General features: G+C 63.7%; 12 protein-coding genes. 2 read left to right on the top strand and 10 right to left on the bottom strand.

The annotated features are described in order from the left end of the window. The first annotated feature begins 86 nt into the window (after positions 1-86). A complete protein-coding gene (locus KU43P_RS15475) occupies positions 87-833 on the top strand; it encodes an SDR family oxidoreductase (protein WP_317658243.1) in 747 nt (248 codons plus the stop codon). 9 nt (positions 834-842) lie between these two features. Here the strand turns inward: KU43P_RS15475 and KU43P_RS15470 are convergent, their stop codons facing one another. From KU43P_RS15470 to KU43P_RS15450, 5 genes are all read right to left on the bottom strand, one after another. Continuing rightward, positions 843-2,918, bottom strand: a complete 2,076-nt coding sequence (locus tag KU43P_RS15470) for a PAS domain-containing protein (protein WP_317658242.1) — start codon at positions 2,916-2,918, stop codon at positions 843-845. 67 nt (positions 2,919-2,985) lie between these two features. Continuing rightward, complete coding sequence (locus KU43P_RS15465; RefSeq protein WP_317658241.1) at positions 2,986-4,626, bottom strand: PAS domain-containing sensor histidine kinase; 1,641 nt, start codon at positions 4,624-4,626, stop codon at positions 2,986-2,988. Between the two features lie 58 nt (positions 4,627-4,684). Further along, positions 4,685-6,094, bottom strand: a complete 1,410-nt coding sequence (mapR, locus tag KU43P_RS15460) for a GntR family transcriptional regulator MpaR (protein ID WP_317658240.1) — start codon at positions 6,092-6,094, stop codon at positions 4,685-4,687. A 39-nt stretch (positions 6,095-6,133) separates the two neighbouring features. Next, entirely contained in the window at positions 6,134-7,519 is a 1,386-nt protein-coding gene (ccoG, locus tag KU43P_RS15455; RefSeq protein WP_317663834.1) for a cytochrome c oxidase accessory protein CcoG, read from the bottom strand. 122 nt (positions 7,520-7,641) lie between these two features. After that, the gene (locus KU43P_RS15450) at positions 7,642-7,881 is read right to left on the bottom strand and encodes a DUF3203 family protein (protein WP_317658239.1); all 240 of its coding nucleotides are present in this window, start codon (positions 7,879-7,881) and stop codon (positions 7,642-7,644) included. Between the two features lie 131 nt (positions 7,882-8,012). On the opposite strand from KU43P_RS15450, the gene KU43P_RS15445 reads away from it, so the two are divergent. Then, a complete protein-coding gene (locus tag KU43P_RS15445) occupies positions 8,013-8,531 on the top strand; it encodes an MgtC/SapB family protein (protein WP_317658238.1) in 519 nt (172 codons plus the stop codon). A 530-nt stretch (positions 8,532-9,061) separates the two neighbouring features. Here the strand turns inward: KU43P_RS15445 and KU43P_RS15440 are convergent. The 5 genes from KU43P_RS15440 to KU43P_RS15420 form a co-directional block, all read right to left on the bottom strand. Then, on the bottom strand, positions 9,062-9,961 hold the full coding sequence (locus tag KU43P_RS15440; protein ID WP_317658237.1) for a hydroxymethylglutaryl-CoA lyase: 900 nt from the start codon (positions 9,959-9,961) through the stop codon (positions 9,062-9,064). A gap of 20 nt (positions 9,962-9,981) precedes the next feature. After that, positions 9,982-10,380 carry a MerR family transcriptional regulator gene (locus KU43P_RS15435; protein WP_317658236.1) on the bottom strand — a complete coding sequence of 133 codons (399 nt, stop codon included), beginning with the start codon at positions 10,378-10,380 and terminating at the stop codon, positions 9,982-9,984. A 150-nt stretch (positions 10,381-10,530) separates the two neighbouring features. Continuing rightward, positions 10,531-11,781 carry an OprD family porin gene (locus KU43P_RS15430; protein ID WP_317658235.1) on the bottom strand — a complete coding sequence of 417 codons (1,251 nt, stop codon included), beginning with the start codon at positions 11,779-11,781 and terminating at the stop codon, positions 10,531-10,533. A gap of 73 nt (positions 11,782-11,854) precedes the next feature. Next, positions 11,855-13,195 carry an MFS transporter gene (locus tag KU43P_RS15425; RefSeq protein ID WP_317658234.1) on the bottom strand — a complete coding sequence of 447 codons (1,341 nt, stop codon included), beginning with the start codon at positions 13,193-13,195 and terminating at the stop codon, positions 11,855-11,857. An 87-nt stretch (positions 13,196-13,282) separates the two neighbouring features. Then, complete coding sequence (locus tag KU43P_RS15420; RefSeq protein ID WP_317658233.1) at positions 13,283-14,821, bottom strand: bifunctional 3-(3-hydroxy-phenyl)propionate/3-hydroxycinnamic acid hydroxylase; 1,539 nt, start codon at positions 14,819-14,821, stop codon at positions 13,283-13,285. Positions 14,822-14,844: the final 23 nt, after the last annotated feature.

Here is a 14,844-nt window from a genome sequence, read left to right as displayed (position 1 = left end):
GCCCCATCAGCCCCAACCCAATCTATTCCAATGAGATAACTTTTCCCCTATTGTCGAGGCTCCTTTCCTACACGATCGGCAGTTCCATGGAGAAAGTCATCGTCATCACCGGCGCCAGCCGTGGCATCGGCGCCGCCACCGCCTTGAAGGCCGCTAAGCAGGGCTACCGCATCTGCATCAACTACCTCGCCGACGACCAGGCCGCCGAAAGCCTGCTGGCCCAGGTGCGCGCACTCGGCGCCGAGGCCATCAGCGTGCGCGCCGATGCCAGCGTCGAGGACGAGGTGATCCAACTCTTCCACCGCGTCGACCAGGAACTCGGCCCGGTCACCGCCCTGGTCAACAACGCCGGCACCATCGGCCAGCAGAGCCGTGTGGAAGAAATGTCGGAATTTCGCCTGCTCAAGGTGATGAAGACCAACGTCGTCGGCCCGATGCTGTGCACCAAGCACGCCTTGCTACGCATGGCCCGTCGGCACGGCGGCCAGGGCGGTGCGATCGTCAATGTGTCGTCGGTCGCCGCGCGCCTGGGCTCGCCCAACGAGTATGTCGACTACGCCGCCTCCAAGGGGGCGCTGGACACCTTTACCGTGGGCCTGGCCAAGGAAGTGGCGGGAGAGGGCGTGCGGGTCAATGGCGTGCGCCCTGGTTACATCCATACCAACTTCCATGCCCTGTCCGGTGACCCAGACCGGGTGAGCAAGCTGGAGGCCGGCCTGCCCATGGGACGTGGCGGCCAGCCGGAAGAAGTGGCCGAGGCGATTCTCTGGCTGTTGTCGGACAAGGCGTCCTATTCCACCGGCAGCTTCATCGACCTCGGTGGCGGGCGCTGACCCAGGCGTTCAGGGCTGCCCACGCTTCAGCATCTGGCGAACGCGCTCGGCCAGGGTCAGCAGTTCGAAGGGCTTGGTCAGGACGCTGGTGCCTGGCAGCATCTGGCCGTCGCTGAGTGCCGCGCTCTCATCGTAGCCGGTGACGAACAGCACTTTGAGGTCGGGGTATTGCTGTCGGCAACGTTCGGCGAGCTGGTGGCCATTGAGGCCACCTGGCAGGCCGATATCGCTGAGCAGCAGGTCCGGCCGCTCAGCGTGCTGCAGGTAGGCCAGTGCAGCCGGGCCAGTCTCGAAGGCTTCGACCTGGTATCCCAATTCTTCCAGCACCTCGCCGACCACTATGCGCAGGGCGGCCTGGTCTTCCACCAGCAGGATGCGCTGGCCCCCCGCGCTCTGGCTTTCCAGCGGCAGGGGGGAAGGTTCATGTGTGGGCGCTTGGGGTTCAGAGTGGTGGCGTGGCAGGTACAGCTCGACACGGGTGCCCTTACCCGGGGTCGACAGCAAGCGCAACTGGCCGCCTGACTGGCGCACGAAACCATAGGTCATCGACAGCCCCAGGCCGGTCCCTTGGCCCATGGGTTTGGTGGAGAAGAACGGGTCGAGCGCCCGCGCTGCCACCTCGGCGCTCATGCCGCGACCATCGTCTAGCACGCTCAGGCGCAGGTAGTCGCCGGGGGGCAGCTCGAGCAACCGCGCCTGCTCGTAATCGAGCGGGATGTTCTCGCCGAAGACATCGATCACGCCGCCAGCCGGCAGGGCATCCCGTGCATTGATGCAGAGATTGAGCAACGCGCTTTCCAGTTGCGGCGGGTCGATGAAAGTCGGCCACAATGGGTTGTCGAAGTGGCTGCGCAGGGTGATGGCCGGGCCGATGGTGCGGCGCAGCAGCTCTTCCATGCCCATGACCAGCGCCGTGACGTGGGTGGCGCTCGGCTGCAGCGTCTGCTGGCGCGAGAAGGCCAGCAGCCGGTGCACCAGCGACGAGGCCCGTTGCGCGGAACTGCCGGACAATTTCAGCAACGGCGCCAGTTCGTCGTAACGGGCTTGGTCCAGGCGTTGGTGCATCAGCTCCTGGGCATTGAGGATGCTGCCCAGCAGGTTGTTGAAGTCATGGGCGATGCCGCCGCTGAGTTGCCCCACGGCTTCCATCTTCTGGGCCTGACGCAGCGCTTGTTCGGCCTTGGCCAAGCGCTGCTGTTCCATGACCCGGTCACTGATTTCGTAGGCGAACAGGTAAGCACCTTGTAGGGTGCCGCTCTGATCGCGCAGGGCATTGAAGCGCAGTTCGTAGTGGCGCCGATCTCGCTCCGGGCCGAAGGCTGCGACTTCGGTAAAGTGTTCTCCCGCCAGCGCCCGATGCCACATGGCCAGGGCCTGTTTGCTATCGGCAGGGGCGTCAGCCATGAAGGTCGGCATATGCTCGCCCACTTCCGGCGTGCGGCCATACAGGGTGTGAAAATCCTGCTTGGCCTGCTGGTTGACCGCCAGCCATCGCAGGTCGTTATCGATCACGTGTACGTTGACCACCGAGTGCTCGACCAGTTCGGCGAACAGGCGCCGTTCGGCCAGGGCGGCGTTGACCCGCTGTTCCAGCTCCTGATTGAACTGCTGCAGGGCCAGTTCGGCCTTGCGCCGCGCGGTCACATCCTTGAACAGCACCGCGACCTGGCGCCTTTGCGGTGGCTCGACACGAAAGGTAGTCACCGACAGCACATGGCCGGTGGCAACCAGCTCCTGTTCGAACTGCAGTGGCTCGCCTGTGCGCAGCACCTCACCGTAGCGCGCTACCCAGTCATCGGCTTCGTCCGGCACCATTTCGCGCAGTTTCTGCCCGACCACGTTGGGAATCCCGGCATGCTTGGAGTAGGCGGCGTTGGCCATTACGTGCACGTAGTCGCTCAGCGGGCCATGGGGGCCGTCGAAGAACTCGATGATGCAGAAGGCTTCGTCCATGGTGTCGAACAGAAAGCGGTAGATGTTCTGGTCCTGATCCTGAATGCGGGCCAGGCGGGCTTCCAGCTGCACGTTGCGTTGCTGGAGGTCTTCGATTTGCTGCTGCAGGGCGCGTAGATCGCGGGATGGCATGCCGACTTCCGACAGAAAACTGACAGGTGTGACTTTAGCTTGCCCTGGCTCCAGGTGCATAGCCGCTTTACGGCTTGCCGTGCAGCTTTTCCAGCAGGCGGTCGACGTGTTGTTTGAGCACAGCCAGGGCGAAAGGTTTATACAGGATCTCGGTACGGCTATCGGGCAAGGCCTTGGCCATGCCGGTCAACTCGCTGTAGCCCGTGATGAACAGCACCGCCACTTCATCGGGCAGGTTCAGGCAGGTAGCGGCCAGTTGACGGCCATCGACGCCCTTAGGTAGCCCGATGTCGGTAATCAGCAGGTCGGGGTGCAACCCGGTGTGCAGCGCTTTGAGGGCGCTCTGGCCGTCGGCGAAAGCGTGCACCTCGTGCCCGCTCTCCTCGAGTACCTCGCTGATCAGCAGGCGCAGGGTGTCCTGGTCTTCAACCAACATGACCCGATGCCGACCTGGCTCGGTGGTCGGGGCCGCCGTCGGCTGGGCCACAGATACTGGCAGAACTTCGTTATCCCTGGGCAGGTACAGGGCTATTTGGGTGCCTTGCCTGGGTTCACTGCTGATGCGCAATTGGCCGCCGGACTGGCGAATGAAACCGTACACGATCGACAGGCCCAGGCCGGACCCCTGGCCAAGTGGTTTGGTGGTGAAGAAGGGTTCGAGCGCGCGTTGCAGCACCTGATCGGTCATGCCAACGCCAGTATCACTGAGGGTGATGCGCAGGTAATCGCCGGCTGACAGATCAAGAGCGCGGGCCTCGTCGTGATCCAGCGGAGTGTTTTCGCAGCCGATGCGAAGCGTACCGCCCATGGGCATGGCGTCACGTGCATTGAGGCACAGGTTGAGCAAGGCGTTTTCCAGCTGGGGCGGATCGACCCTTACCCGCCATTGGCCGGCCAGGGTCTCGTCGACGAAGGTGATGTTCGCGTTGAACGAGCTGTCTATGAGGTCGCGCATGTCGGACACGAGCCCCTTTACATCGACGGCCTGTGGCACCAGCTTCTGCTGGCGGGCGAACGCCAGCAGGCGCTGCACAAGCGTAGCGGCGCGCTGGGTATTGTGCCGGGCGGTGGCGAGTAATCGCTGACTGTCCGCGAGCCGGTGTTCGGCTTGACGTTGCTCGGCCATCTCCAACGCAGCGAGGATGCCGCCCAAGAGGTTGTTGAAATCGTGCGCGATGCCCCCGGTCAATTGCCCGACCGCTTCCATCTTCTGCGACTGTCGCAAAGCTTCTTCGGTTTCGCGCAGGCGTTGCTGTTCGATGACGCGCTCGGTGATGTCGTAGGCGAACAGGTAGCCGCCCTGGACACGGCGTTGTGCATCGCGCAATGGGTTGAAGCGCATCTCGTAGTGGCGTTCACCTATCGCGACGTTTTCAATGAACGCTTTACCGAGCAGTACCCTTGGCCACATCGGTTCGAGCTGCCGCTTGATATCGGGTTGCCCCGCCAGAAACTGCAGAATGTAGTCCCCGACCTGAGGTGAGAGCCCATAAAAACGTTTCAAGGTCTCTTGAGCAGTGCGATTGATCGCCAGCAGGCGAAGATTGCAATCGGCCGCAAACACGTTCGCCGCGCTGTGGTCAACCAGCTCGCCGAGCAGCTTGCCGTTGGCTTGGGCCTGGTCGACACGTTGCTCACATTGCGACTCGAGTTCGGCCACTTTCGCTTGAAGCTCTTCGAAAGTAGGAGGTGTTTCATCTGCCGGCATACATACGATCCTTCGTGCAAGTCGCCCAACTATAGCCGTTGGGCTGTCCGGCTGCCTTTCAGAAGGAACGAATGATCCGCCCCAGGGTCTCCATCGCGTTGTCCGCTGTCGCGTTCCAGGGGCTGCCGTAGTTCAGGCGGATGCAATTGCCGAAGCGCCGGGTAGGCGAGAAGATCGGCCCCGGGGCGATGCTGATGCCCTGCGCCAGGGCCATGTGGAACAGCTTGAGGGCGTCCATCTGCTCGGGCAGCTCCAGCCACAGGAAGTACCCGCCCGCCGGTTGGCTGACCCGTGTCTGCGCCGGAAAATGCCGGGCGATGGCGGCGAGCATGTTGGCCTGTTGGCCCTCCAGGGCGTAGCGCAACTTGCGCAGGTGGCGGTCGTAGCCGCCGTGCTGCAGGTAGTCGGCGATGGCCGCCTGAGCCGGCATCGAGGCACACAGCGAAGTCATCAGCTTGAGCCGCTCGATCTTCTGCGCAAAGCGCCCGGCCGCGACCCAGCCGATGCGGTAGCCCGGTGCCAGGCTCTTGGCGAACGAGCCACAGTGCATCACCAGGCCTTGGGTATCGAAGGCCTTGGCCGGCTTGGGCGCCTGCTGCGAGTAATACAGCTCGGCGTAGACATCGTCCTCGATCAGCGGCACCTGGTGGCGACGCAGCAGTTCGACCAGCGCCTGCTTCTTCGCCTCGGGCATGCTTGCGCCCACTGGGTTCTGGAAGTTGGTCATGCACCACACGGCCTTGACCGGGTGCTTGTCCAGGGTCTGGGCCAGTACCGCCAGGTCCATGCCTTCGCGTGGCTGCACGGGAATCTCCACGGCCTTGAGCTTGAGCCGCTCCAGCACCTGCAGGCAGGCATAGAAGGCCGGTGCTTCGATGGCCACCAGGTCGCCCGGTTCGGTGACGGCCTGCAGGCACAGGTTCAACGCCTCCAGTGCCCCATTGGTGATCAACAATTCCTCCATGGGCAGCATCAAACCGCCGACCATGTAGCGCAGGGCGATCTGCCGGCGCAGTTGCGGGTTGCCCGGTGACAGGTCGGTGACCACCATGCGCGGGTCCATTGCCCGGCTCGCGCTGGCCAGCGAGCGCGACAAACGCTGCAGTGGGAACAGTTCGGGGCTGGGGAAGGCCGAGCCGAACGGCACGGTGGTCGGGTCTTTGATCGATTCGAGGATGGAGAACACCAGAGCGCTGACATCCACGTCGGTCGATTCGCTCTGCAGCTCCAGGGCCTGCGGCTCGCTGAACGGGCGCGGGGTGTGGGCGTTGACGAAGTAGCCCGAACGTGGCCGCGCGCGGATCAGCCCGCGGCGTTCGAGCAGGTAGTAGGCCTGGAACACCGTCGACGGGCTGACACCGTGGGTCTGGCTGGCATAGCGCACCGAAGGTACGCGCTGACCGGGGCCGAGTACCCCGGAGCGGATCAGTTCGGCAATGTCGTCGGCAAAGCGTTCGTAGCGTTTCATGGGGGCTCGGCAGGCAAGGTGAAGATTGAGTGTAAGGGATCAGCGATTGATCGGGGCCACGAAGCGGCTGTGGGCCACGCTGCGCACATCGGGCTGATCGCTGTCCTGGATTTCGAAGGCCAGTTCCTGCGAGCTGCTGCTCGACCGTTCGGCCAGCAGAGCCACCGAGACCGGTAGCTCGGCCATCTCTCCAGCGGCAATCACCAATTCGCTGCTCCCTTGCAGGGCGAAGCCGTCGGCGTCCAGCAGTCGCAGGTGATAGCGCTGGCTGTGCTCGGTCTTGTTGATGACCTTGAGCAGGTAGATGTTCTCGATCTGGCCCTGGGCATTCTCGCGGAACAGGCCGCGGTCCTTGATCACGTCCAGCGACACCATCGGGCGCATCTGCAAGGCCAGCACCAGGGCAGCGATCATCACCAGCAAGGCTGCGGCATAGCCCAGCAGGCGCGGGCGCAGCCAGTGGGTGGTGCCACCTTGCAGGCTGTGCTCGGACTTGTAGCCGATCAGGCCGCTGGAGTAGCCCATCTTCGCCATGACGTTGTCGCAGGCATCGATACAGGCGGCGCAACCGATGCAGGCCATCTGCAGGCCGTCACGGATGTCGATGCCGGTGGGGCAGACCTGCACGCACAGGGTGCAGTCAATGCAATCGCCCAGGCCTTGGGCGCGGGCATCGCTGCCTTTCTTGCGTGCGCCGCGTGTTTCGCCCCGGCGCGGGTCATAGGCCACCGCCAAGGTGTCCTTGTCGAACATCACGCTCTGAAAACGTGCGTAGGGGCACATGTGCAGGCACACCGCTTCGCGCAACCAGCCAGCATTGAGGTAGGTGGCGGCAGTGAAGAACAGTACCCAGAACAACGCCACGCCGCCCAGTTGCAGAGTGAACAGTTCATGGGCCAGGGGGCGGATCGGGGTGAAGTAACCGACGAAGGTCAGCCCGGTGAGCACGCCGATGGCCAGCCAAAGGGCGTGCTTGAGTGTGCGCCGGGCGATTTTGCCCAGGGTCCAGGGCCCGGCTGCGAGCTTGATGCGTTGGTTGCGGTCACCTTCGGTCACCTTCTCGCACCACATGAACAGCCAGGTCCACACGCTTTGCGGGCAGCTGTAGCCGCACCACACGCGGCCGGCATATACGGTGATGGCGAACAGGCCGAAGGCGGCGATGATCAACAGTGCAGACAGGAGGATGAAGTCCTGGGGCCAGAAGGTGGTGCCAAAGATGTGGAACTTGCTGCTGGCCAGATCCCACAGCACCGCCTGGCGACCGTTCCAGTCGAGCCAGGCAGTGCCGAAGAACAGCATGAACAGCATGCCGGCAAAACCGATTCGCAGGTTGCGGTACAGCCCGGTGAAGCTGCGGGTGTGGATGCCGCTGACGCTGGGGCGCTTGGCAGCGATCGGGATGACGTCGATTTTCTCGTACATGGCTATGGTGCTCATCAGGCCTCCATCAGGCCTGAGCACTATGGCCCCCAAGCTGTTTTCAGCACAGACTCAGGTTGCGCGATAAAAACCGTATCAGATGGCTGCCGACAGCCGCTGAACCCTTAAATCACCGAGCCTGGAACGCTGGCCTTCAGGTGCCTGCGGCTATCCACCGCACCTGCCACGGTCAGTGCGTCGGCCTCGGCTTCGGTGATCGGTACACGCTGGCCGGCCAGTAGCGCCACCGACATGTGCAGTTGCTCGTCGGTGATGATCTCGATGTCCGGGCCCTGGCCTTCGATGCGCAGGTCTTTGCCGATGAGGGTGCAGCGTTGGGTGCTTTCTTCGATTTCAACGGGCATGGGGTGGACCTCCGGGGTGCGGTTAAAGGTGTGACTGCCCCAGGTAGCAAGTTGCTGCATCGATCCGCCGGACGGGGCACTTTGTCTGTGTCTGGCGGGTCAACCCTATGAAGTCCACAGAGAAAGAATCGATGGACGCTATCTGGCAAACGCTGCAAGCAGAATTCGCCGATATCACCGATGAGCGCGAAGTCACCCGCATCCTCCTGCGCCTGCTGATGGCAGCGGTACTCGGCGCAGTGTTGGGCTTCGAGCGCGAGCACCGGGGCAAGTCGGCCGGTGTGCGCACGCACATGCTGGTGTCGATGGGCGCGGCGCTGTTCGTGCTGGCGCCGAGCATGGCCGGTGCCGACGAACAGGCACTGAGCCGGGTGATCCAGGGGATCGTCGCGGGGATCGGCTTTCTGGGTGCTGGCACCATTCTCAAAGGCAACGGCCAGGACACCAGCCACGTCAAAGGCCTGACCACGGCCGCCGGGTTGTGGATGACGGCCGCCATTGGCACGGCAGCAGGCATGGGGCGAGAAGCCACGGCGCTGATCAGTACGCTGATGGCGCTGCTGGTGCTGGCGACGATGCCGTTGGTAGTGGATAAGGTCGAAGGGGAAGACGAAGTGAAGCGCAGGGAGGAGGAGGGCAGGAAGCACTGAGGGGAGCCGAAGCTCCCCTCAAAGCGTTGTTGCCTGCTCTTTTATTATTATTGAAGACCGGCCTTTTGTTGTTTTTGTAGGCCTGCCTCGGTGTTGCGAGCGACCCCCATGCGGGGTCAAGAGCAAACGTATTTTTTTGAGCGCTGACCTGCTTTCATCGAAGATCCGATCCTGACTGCCGCTACCTTGAGGTAGTTTTATTGTTCTGTGTCAGATCGCGGGGCGAACCCCTGAAAAGCGTGTCGACTTCAAAAAGATCTGCTTGCTACGCCTCTGCCGTGTTGTTCTTGTTATGTCAGAGCCGTTACCTGTTGTTTTTATTAGGTGTCACGTTTTTTGTTGTTGTTGTACGAAAGATATAGCAGGTGCCGTGCCAACTTTTAAAAACCATTTAAAATCAATGGCTTGAGAAAATCAGGCAAAACGGACGACTAGAAATTCTGTCGATTTGTTTCCCTGTTACCCGATTTTTTGCTGGATTGGGCGGGGGCGGTAACACTCCGCCCACACCGATGTGACAACCGTGTGAATCACTGGGCACTGCGCGCCCGTGCCACCCGTGAACCATTCGCCCGGCCCAGTACCTGACTGATGCGCTGCCCGGCGGCGATCAGTCGATCGAGGTCGATACCCGTCTCGATGCCCAGCCCCTGCAGCAGGTACAACACGTCTTCCGTGGCGATGTTGCCCGTGGCGCCCTTGGCATACGGGCAACCGCCCAAGCCCGCCACGGAGCTGTCGAACACGTTGATGCCTTCGAGCAGGCTGGCGTACACATTGGCCAGGGCCTGGCCGTAGGTGTCATGGAAGTGCCCGGCCAGCTGCGCGCGGGGCACCACGGCCGAAACCACGTCGAACAGGCGCCGGGTATCGCCCGCAGTGCCCGTGCCGATGGTGTCGCCCAGCGACACCTCGTAGCAGCCCATGTCATGCAGGGCCTTGGCTACCGGGGCAACCTGCTCGGCGCTGACCTTGCCTTCATACGGGCAGCCGAGCACGCAGGAGACGTAACCGCGCACGCGCACACCGTGGCGGCGCGCGGCCTCCATGATCGGTTCGAAACGGCTGAGGCTTTCGCTGACCGAGCAATTGATGTTGCGCTGGGAAAAGGCCTCGGAAGCCGCCGCGAACACTGCCACTTCCTTCACGCCTGCCGCCAGGGCGTCCTCGAAGCCGCGCAGGTTGGGGGCCAGGGCTGCGTAAGTGACGCCGGGGCGTTGCGTGATGCCGGCAAACACGTCGGCCGACCCAGCCATTTGCGGCACCCACTTGGGTGACACGAAGCTGCCCACCTCGATGTACCCCAGCCCGGCCGCGCTGAGGTCGTCGACCAAGCGGACCTTGTCGGCAACGCTGATGGGTTGGGCTTCGTTCTGCAGGCCGTCGCGGGGGCCGACTTCGACCAGGCGGACTTTTTCGGGCAAGGACATGGCAGGGTTCCTGTGGCGGATCAATGGTTGTCTTTATTGTTCAAGGTGGCGGCCAGGGCCTGTTCGCAGCGCTCCTGGGCGGTGTCCAGTTCCAGTTGCATCTGGTGGATGTCGAGCATCTGCTGTTCCAGCTGGGCGCGGCGCTCGGCGATTTTCGCCAGCATGCTGTTGAGCTGCTTGAGGTTGCCGCTGGTGGGGTCGTACAGCTCGATCAGCTCACGGCACTCGGCCAGCGAAAAACCGATGCGCTTGCCGCGCAGGATCAGCTTCAGGCTGACCTTGTCGCGAGCCGAATAGATGCGCTCCAAGCCACGGCGCTCGGGGCTGAGCAGGCCCTGTTCCTCGTAGAAACGGATGGCGCGGGTGGTGATGTCCAGCTCGCGGGACAGGTCGGAAATGCTGTAGGTCTGGCTGCTCATGCTCGGGCTCGACGTGGGGTATGCCAGTATCCTGAAGGCAGGTTGACGTATACGTCAAGCAGGGGCGTGGAGAGCGCTGTGATAGAGGGCGGTTTCGCCTGCCTGCTACCAAGGGGCTTGGAGCAGGGCAGGCGTTAGCGCAAAGAGGGTTCAGAACAGCGCGAAGGTGTAGTCGATGTTCACGCGCGTCTCATCGACGTCACGGAAATAGTTGCTGGTGTAGTGCCCCTGGCGATAGCGCAAGGCAAGCCCCTTCGCCGGCCCTGACTGAATGACGTAGGCCAGCTCCCAGGAACGTTCGGTTTCGTCGTTGTCGCCGCCCGCGCCGGGAAAGTGCACATTGCTGCCCTGGATGTAGCGATAGAGCGCGCTCAGGCCAGGCACACCGGCTGCGGCAAAGTTGTACTGGTAGCGCGCCTGCCAGGTCCGCTCCTGCGGGTTGCTGAACTCGGAAACCAGAGAACCTTCGGTGATCACGTTGACGTCGGTGCCGGCCAGATACGGCAGGGCTGTGTCTCCCTTGAGCATCATCTGTCCGAGGGCCAGCGTGTGCCCTGCCAAGGCATAGGACAGGTTGTACTGATACGCGCGGTTGTCCACCTGGCCGGCTCGGGCCTGGCCATCCTCACGGCTGGCATGCAGGCGCAGGTCCACTTTGAACGTGCCGGGGCCGAGCGGCCAGCTTTTCACCAACCCCAGGTAGTCCTGCTGGTAGATGTCGCTCAGTTGCGCACGGTAGTAGCTGAGCGTGCCGCTCTGATCGAACGCCCAGTCGCCACCGGCATAGAGAAACTCCTTGGATTGCGCAGCCCCGTTGAAGCGCCCGAACTGGCTGGAAACCTGCAGCGGCTGCCAGTTGGTCGAGTCGCGCAGGTTGATGCGATCGATGCGGCCAGCGCGCAGGGCCAGGCCATCGAATTCGCGTGAGCTGGCATCGACGCCACGAAAGGTGGGTGGAAACAGCCGAGACATCACCGGGAGGATGACCGGCAGGAACGGGTCGACCTGGCCGGCCTTGAGTTCTGTCCTGGACACCTTGAACTTGGCGGTCAGGGCCGCCTCGGCCCAGTGGTCATTCGGCTCGCGTGTCGCCGAGCTGTAAGGGATCAGGCCGGCGCCCATCCGGTCGGGGGAGGCGTCGAGCTTGAAGCCTGCCAGGGCGCTGGCGTCCAGGCCGAAGCCGAGGGTTCCCGGCGTGTAGCCGGACTGCAACTTGAGCAGAAAGCCCAGGGCCCATTCACGGGCCTGGGATTGGCCGTTACCACTGCGAAAATCCCGATCGAAGTAGTAGTTGCGTGCCTGCACGGTGGCGTGGCTGTCGGTGAAGAAGTCTGCTGCCAGCGTGTGGTTCTGCGGCAGGCTGGCGAAGAGGGCGAGGAGCGAAAACGTCAGTCTGTTCATGGCTATTGTTCTTCTGCAGACGTGAAGGATCGCGCCGCAGGTGGGGCCCGCGGCGGGTCTGTGGTGCGTGGGGTCAGGCGTGGACGGTGGTTCGGCGTGCGCGTGGGCTGCCGACCACCAGCACGGCGCCGATGACCAGCAGTACGGCGGCGTAGCAGATACCCGCGGCGAAGCTTTGGGTGTGGTCCTTGAGCACGCCGACCATCAACGAACTGACAATCGTCGCCGCATTGCCGAAGGCGTTGATGAAGGCGATACCCACCACCTTGGCAGCCGAAGACAGGTTCTGGTCGGCAAAGGCCCAGAACACGGTCATCGCGCCGAAGGCGCCGGCCGAGGCGAGGCTGATGCCGAGCAGCTGCAGGGCCGGGGTGTGCAGGAAGGCCGCGGCCAGCCAGCCCAGGGCACCCACCGCCAGCGGTGCGAAGGTGTGCCAGCGGCGCTCGCGCAGGCGGTCGGAGCGCGATCCCAGCCAGAGCATGGCAATGACCGTGACGACCTGCGGCACGGCCACCAGGAACCCGGTGACCACGTTGCCAGCGCCGGCACTGAAGCCTGCGATCATCTGCGGCCCCCAGATGTTGACCATGCCCATGGTGGTGACCATGCAGAAGTAGATCAGTGCCAGGCGCAGCGTCCCTGTGGTGAGCCAGCGCCCCGCGCCATCACCTTCTCCCTTGTGCGCCTGCGCTTCATGATCGGCCGCCATCAGGTTGGCCAGTACCTGCTTCTCTTCGGCGCTGAGCCAGCGCGCAGATGCAGGCGAATCATCCAGGCGGTACCAGGCGATCACACCGAGAACCACGCAGGGCAGCCCCTCGACCAGGAACAGCCATTGCCAGCCATGCAGCCCCAGCGACCCGTGCAGTTCGAGCAGAAAGCCCGAGACGATGGAGCCCAGCGTGGCGGTGACCGGCATGGCGATCATGAACAGGGCATTGGCCCGCGAGCGGTACTGGCTGGGGAACCAGCGCGTGATGTACAGCAACATGCCGGGCAGGAAGCCGGCTTCGGTGATCCCGACCAGCATCCGCAACAGGTACAGGCTGGTTTCGTCGCGGGCGAACATCGTGCAGGTGGAGGCGATACCCCAGGCCACCACCAGCAGCGCAATCCAGCGTCGCGCCCCGATGCGCTCCAGCATCAGGTTGCTGGGAATGCCGCAGGCGATGTAGGCCGCATAGAACACCGTGTTGGCAAGGCCGAAGGCGGCGGCGCTCAAGCCCAGGTCGCGGCTCATGGCAGCGCCGGCGAAACCAATGTTGATGCGGTCGAGAAAGGAAAACATGAACAGCAGGAAGAGGAAGCCAAGCAGCCGACGGGAAACACGCGACATGACGCGTTCGGCAAGGTCCGACGACGGCAGCGATACACCGGTCGCCCCGTGGGGGGCAGCCTGTTCTAGGCGTTGCATGGTAGGCACTCCGGCATGCTCGAGGCATGCATGTTGTTCTTGTAGTGGTCGGTTGCCCGGCGGGAGGTGACCTCCCGCCGGCGCGCCTCAGGCGCAGTTCGAACGCGGCGAGTCGTGGTTGCGCGGGGGTAAGGCAAAGGCCCGCGACAACAGCGGTTCGAGGTCGTTCGTGGTGCTTGCCACGCCATACAGGTAGCGGTCCGGGCGAATCAACGCAGCACAGGCATTCAGGCGCTCGAGCCACGCCAGCATGGCCGGCTCCTCGGCTGCGCGGCATATCACGCTGGCGTCCACCAGGCTGGAGGCCAGCGCCAGGGCTTCGGGCCGGCAAAGCAGCAAGTGGCGGTAACCGGTGAGGTCATCCATCAGGTTGCCATCGGCCAGACGGAACTGCGGCGTCACCTGCCCGGCCAGACCTGCCGGCAGTCCATCGTGAGCACCCGGGCCGAGGGCCGGCTCCGGGGTGCGGAACGCGTCGATGGCGCAACTCAGGCGTGCGTCCCGCGCAGCCACCGCCTCGCTGTCCGTGGCCTGGATGATGTCGCCGAAGCGCACCGCGCCCTCGATGAACTCGCGCACGTGGGGCACGCGTTCGGACGCGTAGGTGTCCAGCAATGCCTCGGCTGCGCCACCCGTCAGTACGGCATGCAGTTTCCAGGCGAGGTTGGCGGCGTCACGGATGCCTGCGGCCATCCCCTGGCCCATGAAGGGTGGCGTCTGGTGCGCGGCATCGCCGGCGATGAGCAGGCGTGCGCGGCGCCATTGCTGGGCGACCACGGAGTGGAACATGTACACCGCGCAACGCTCGATCTCGGCATCGTCGGGGCCGATCCAGCGCGACAGGCATTCCCAGATCCAGGCGGGGGTATTGATCTGCGCGAGGTCGTCGCCTGGCATCACCATCACTTCCCAGCGCCGGCGGTCGCCGGCACCACAGATGTAGGTGCTCGGGCGCTGCGGGTCACAGTACTGGATGGAGTAGTCGCCCAGCGCTGGCATCGGCCGCTTGAGCATGAAGTCGATGACCAGCCAGCGCTCGTGCAACTGCAGGTCTTCCAGGGCACTGCCCATCAAGCGGCGAACCAGCGAACGGGCGCCGTCGCAACCGATCACATAGCGCGCCTGGCTCGTCAGCAGCTCGCCGTTGCGCATGTTTTCGTAGCGCAGTTCTACGTAATCGGCGTGCTCGGTCAGGGCGAACACATCATGGCGGCTCAGCAGCGTTACGCCCGGCCGTTCGTGCAGACGCTCACGCAGTGCTTGTTCGAGCGCGGGCTGGTGCACCCGGTAGCAGGCACTCCAGCCATGGTCGCCAAGCTCCACCGGGCGCTGCCATTCGATCAGCAGCTCGCCGGCGGCGTTGACGAACTTCATGCCTGGGGCGGCGCTGACCTGGTCTTTCAGGCGCTGCAGCAGGCCAATGGACTGAAATACCCGCATGCATTCGGCATCGAAGCGAATGGCCCGGGGTAGCTGCACGATCCCGGCTTCGCGCTCGAGGACCAGCACGCTGTGGCCGCACTCGGCCAACAGGTTGGCCAGCACCGCGCCGGTAGGGCCGCACCCTACGATGGCCACGTCATAGCGGGCCGGGTTGGGTTCATTGAGAGGGTTTTTATTGTTCATCGTCATCTCTTCGCTGGGGGCCC

It is taken from the genome of Pseudomonas sp. KU43P (genome assembly GCF_033095865.1).
GTDB lineage: Bacteria > Pseudomonadota > Gammaproteobacteria > Pseudomonadales > Pseudomonadaceae > Aquipseudomonas.
Note: the sequence above shows the minus strand (reverse complement) of the source record. Positions and strands in the feature narration are given on the sequence as shown.

Excerpts from the sequence above, each read along its gene's own strand:
- KU43P_RS15475 (WP_317658243.1), top strand. The coding sequence starts at position 87 with ATGGAGAAAGTCATCGTCATCACCGGCGCCAGCCGTGGCATCGGCGCC.
- KU43P_RS15470 (WP_317658242.1), bottom strand. The coding sequence starts at position 2,918 with ATGCCATCCCGCGATCTACGCGCCCTGCAGCAGCAAATCGAAGACCTC.
- KU43P_RS15465 (WP_317658241.1), bottom strand. The coding sequence starts at position 4,626 with ATGCCGGCAGATGAAACACCTCCTACTTTCGAAGAGCTTCAAGCGAAA.
- mapR (WP_317658240.1), bottom strand. The coding sequence starts at position 6,094 with ATGAAACGCTACGAACGCTTTGCCGACGACATTGCCGAACTGATCCGC.
- ccoG (WP_317663834.1), bottom strand. The coding sequence starts at position 7,519 with ATGTACGAGAAAATCGACGTCATCCCGATCGCTGCCAAGCGCCCCAGC.
- KU43P_RS15450 (WP_317658239.1), bottom strand. The coding sequence starts at position 7,881 with ATGCCCGTTGAAATCGAAGAAAGCACCCAACGCTGCACCCTCATCGGC.
- KU43P_RS15445 (WP_317658238.1), top strand. The coding sequence starts at position 8,013 with ATGGACGCTATCTGGCAAACGCTGCAAGCAGAATTCGCCGATATCACC.
- KU43P_RS15440 (WP_317658237.1), bottom strand. The coding sequence starts at position 9,961 with ATGTCCTTGCCCGAAAAAGTCCGCCTGGTCGAAGTCGGCCCCCGCGAC.
- KU43P_RS15435 (WP_317658236.1), bottom strand. The coding sequence starts at position 10,380 with ATGAGCAGCCAGACCTACAGCATTTCCGACCTGTCCCGCGAGCTGGAC.
- KU43P_RS15430 (WP_317658235.1), bottom strand. The coding sequence starts at position 11,781 with ATGAACAGACTGACGTTTTCGCTCCTCGCCCTCTTCGCCAGCCTGCCG.
- KU43P_RS15425 (WP_317658234.1), bottom strand. The coding sequence starts at position 13,195 with ATGCAACGCCTAGAACAGGCTGCCCCCCACGGGGCGACCGGTGTATCG.
- KU43P_RS15420 (WP_317658233.1), bottom strand. The coding sequence starts at position 14,821 with ATGAACAATAAAAACCCTCTCAATGAACCCAACCCGGCCCGCTATGAC.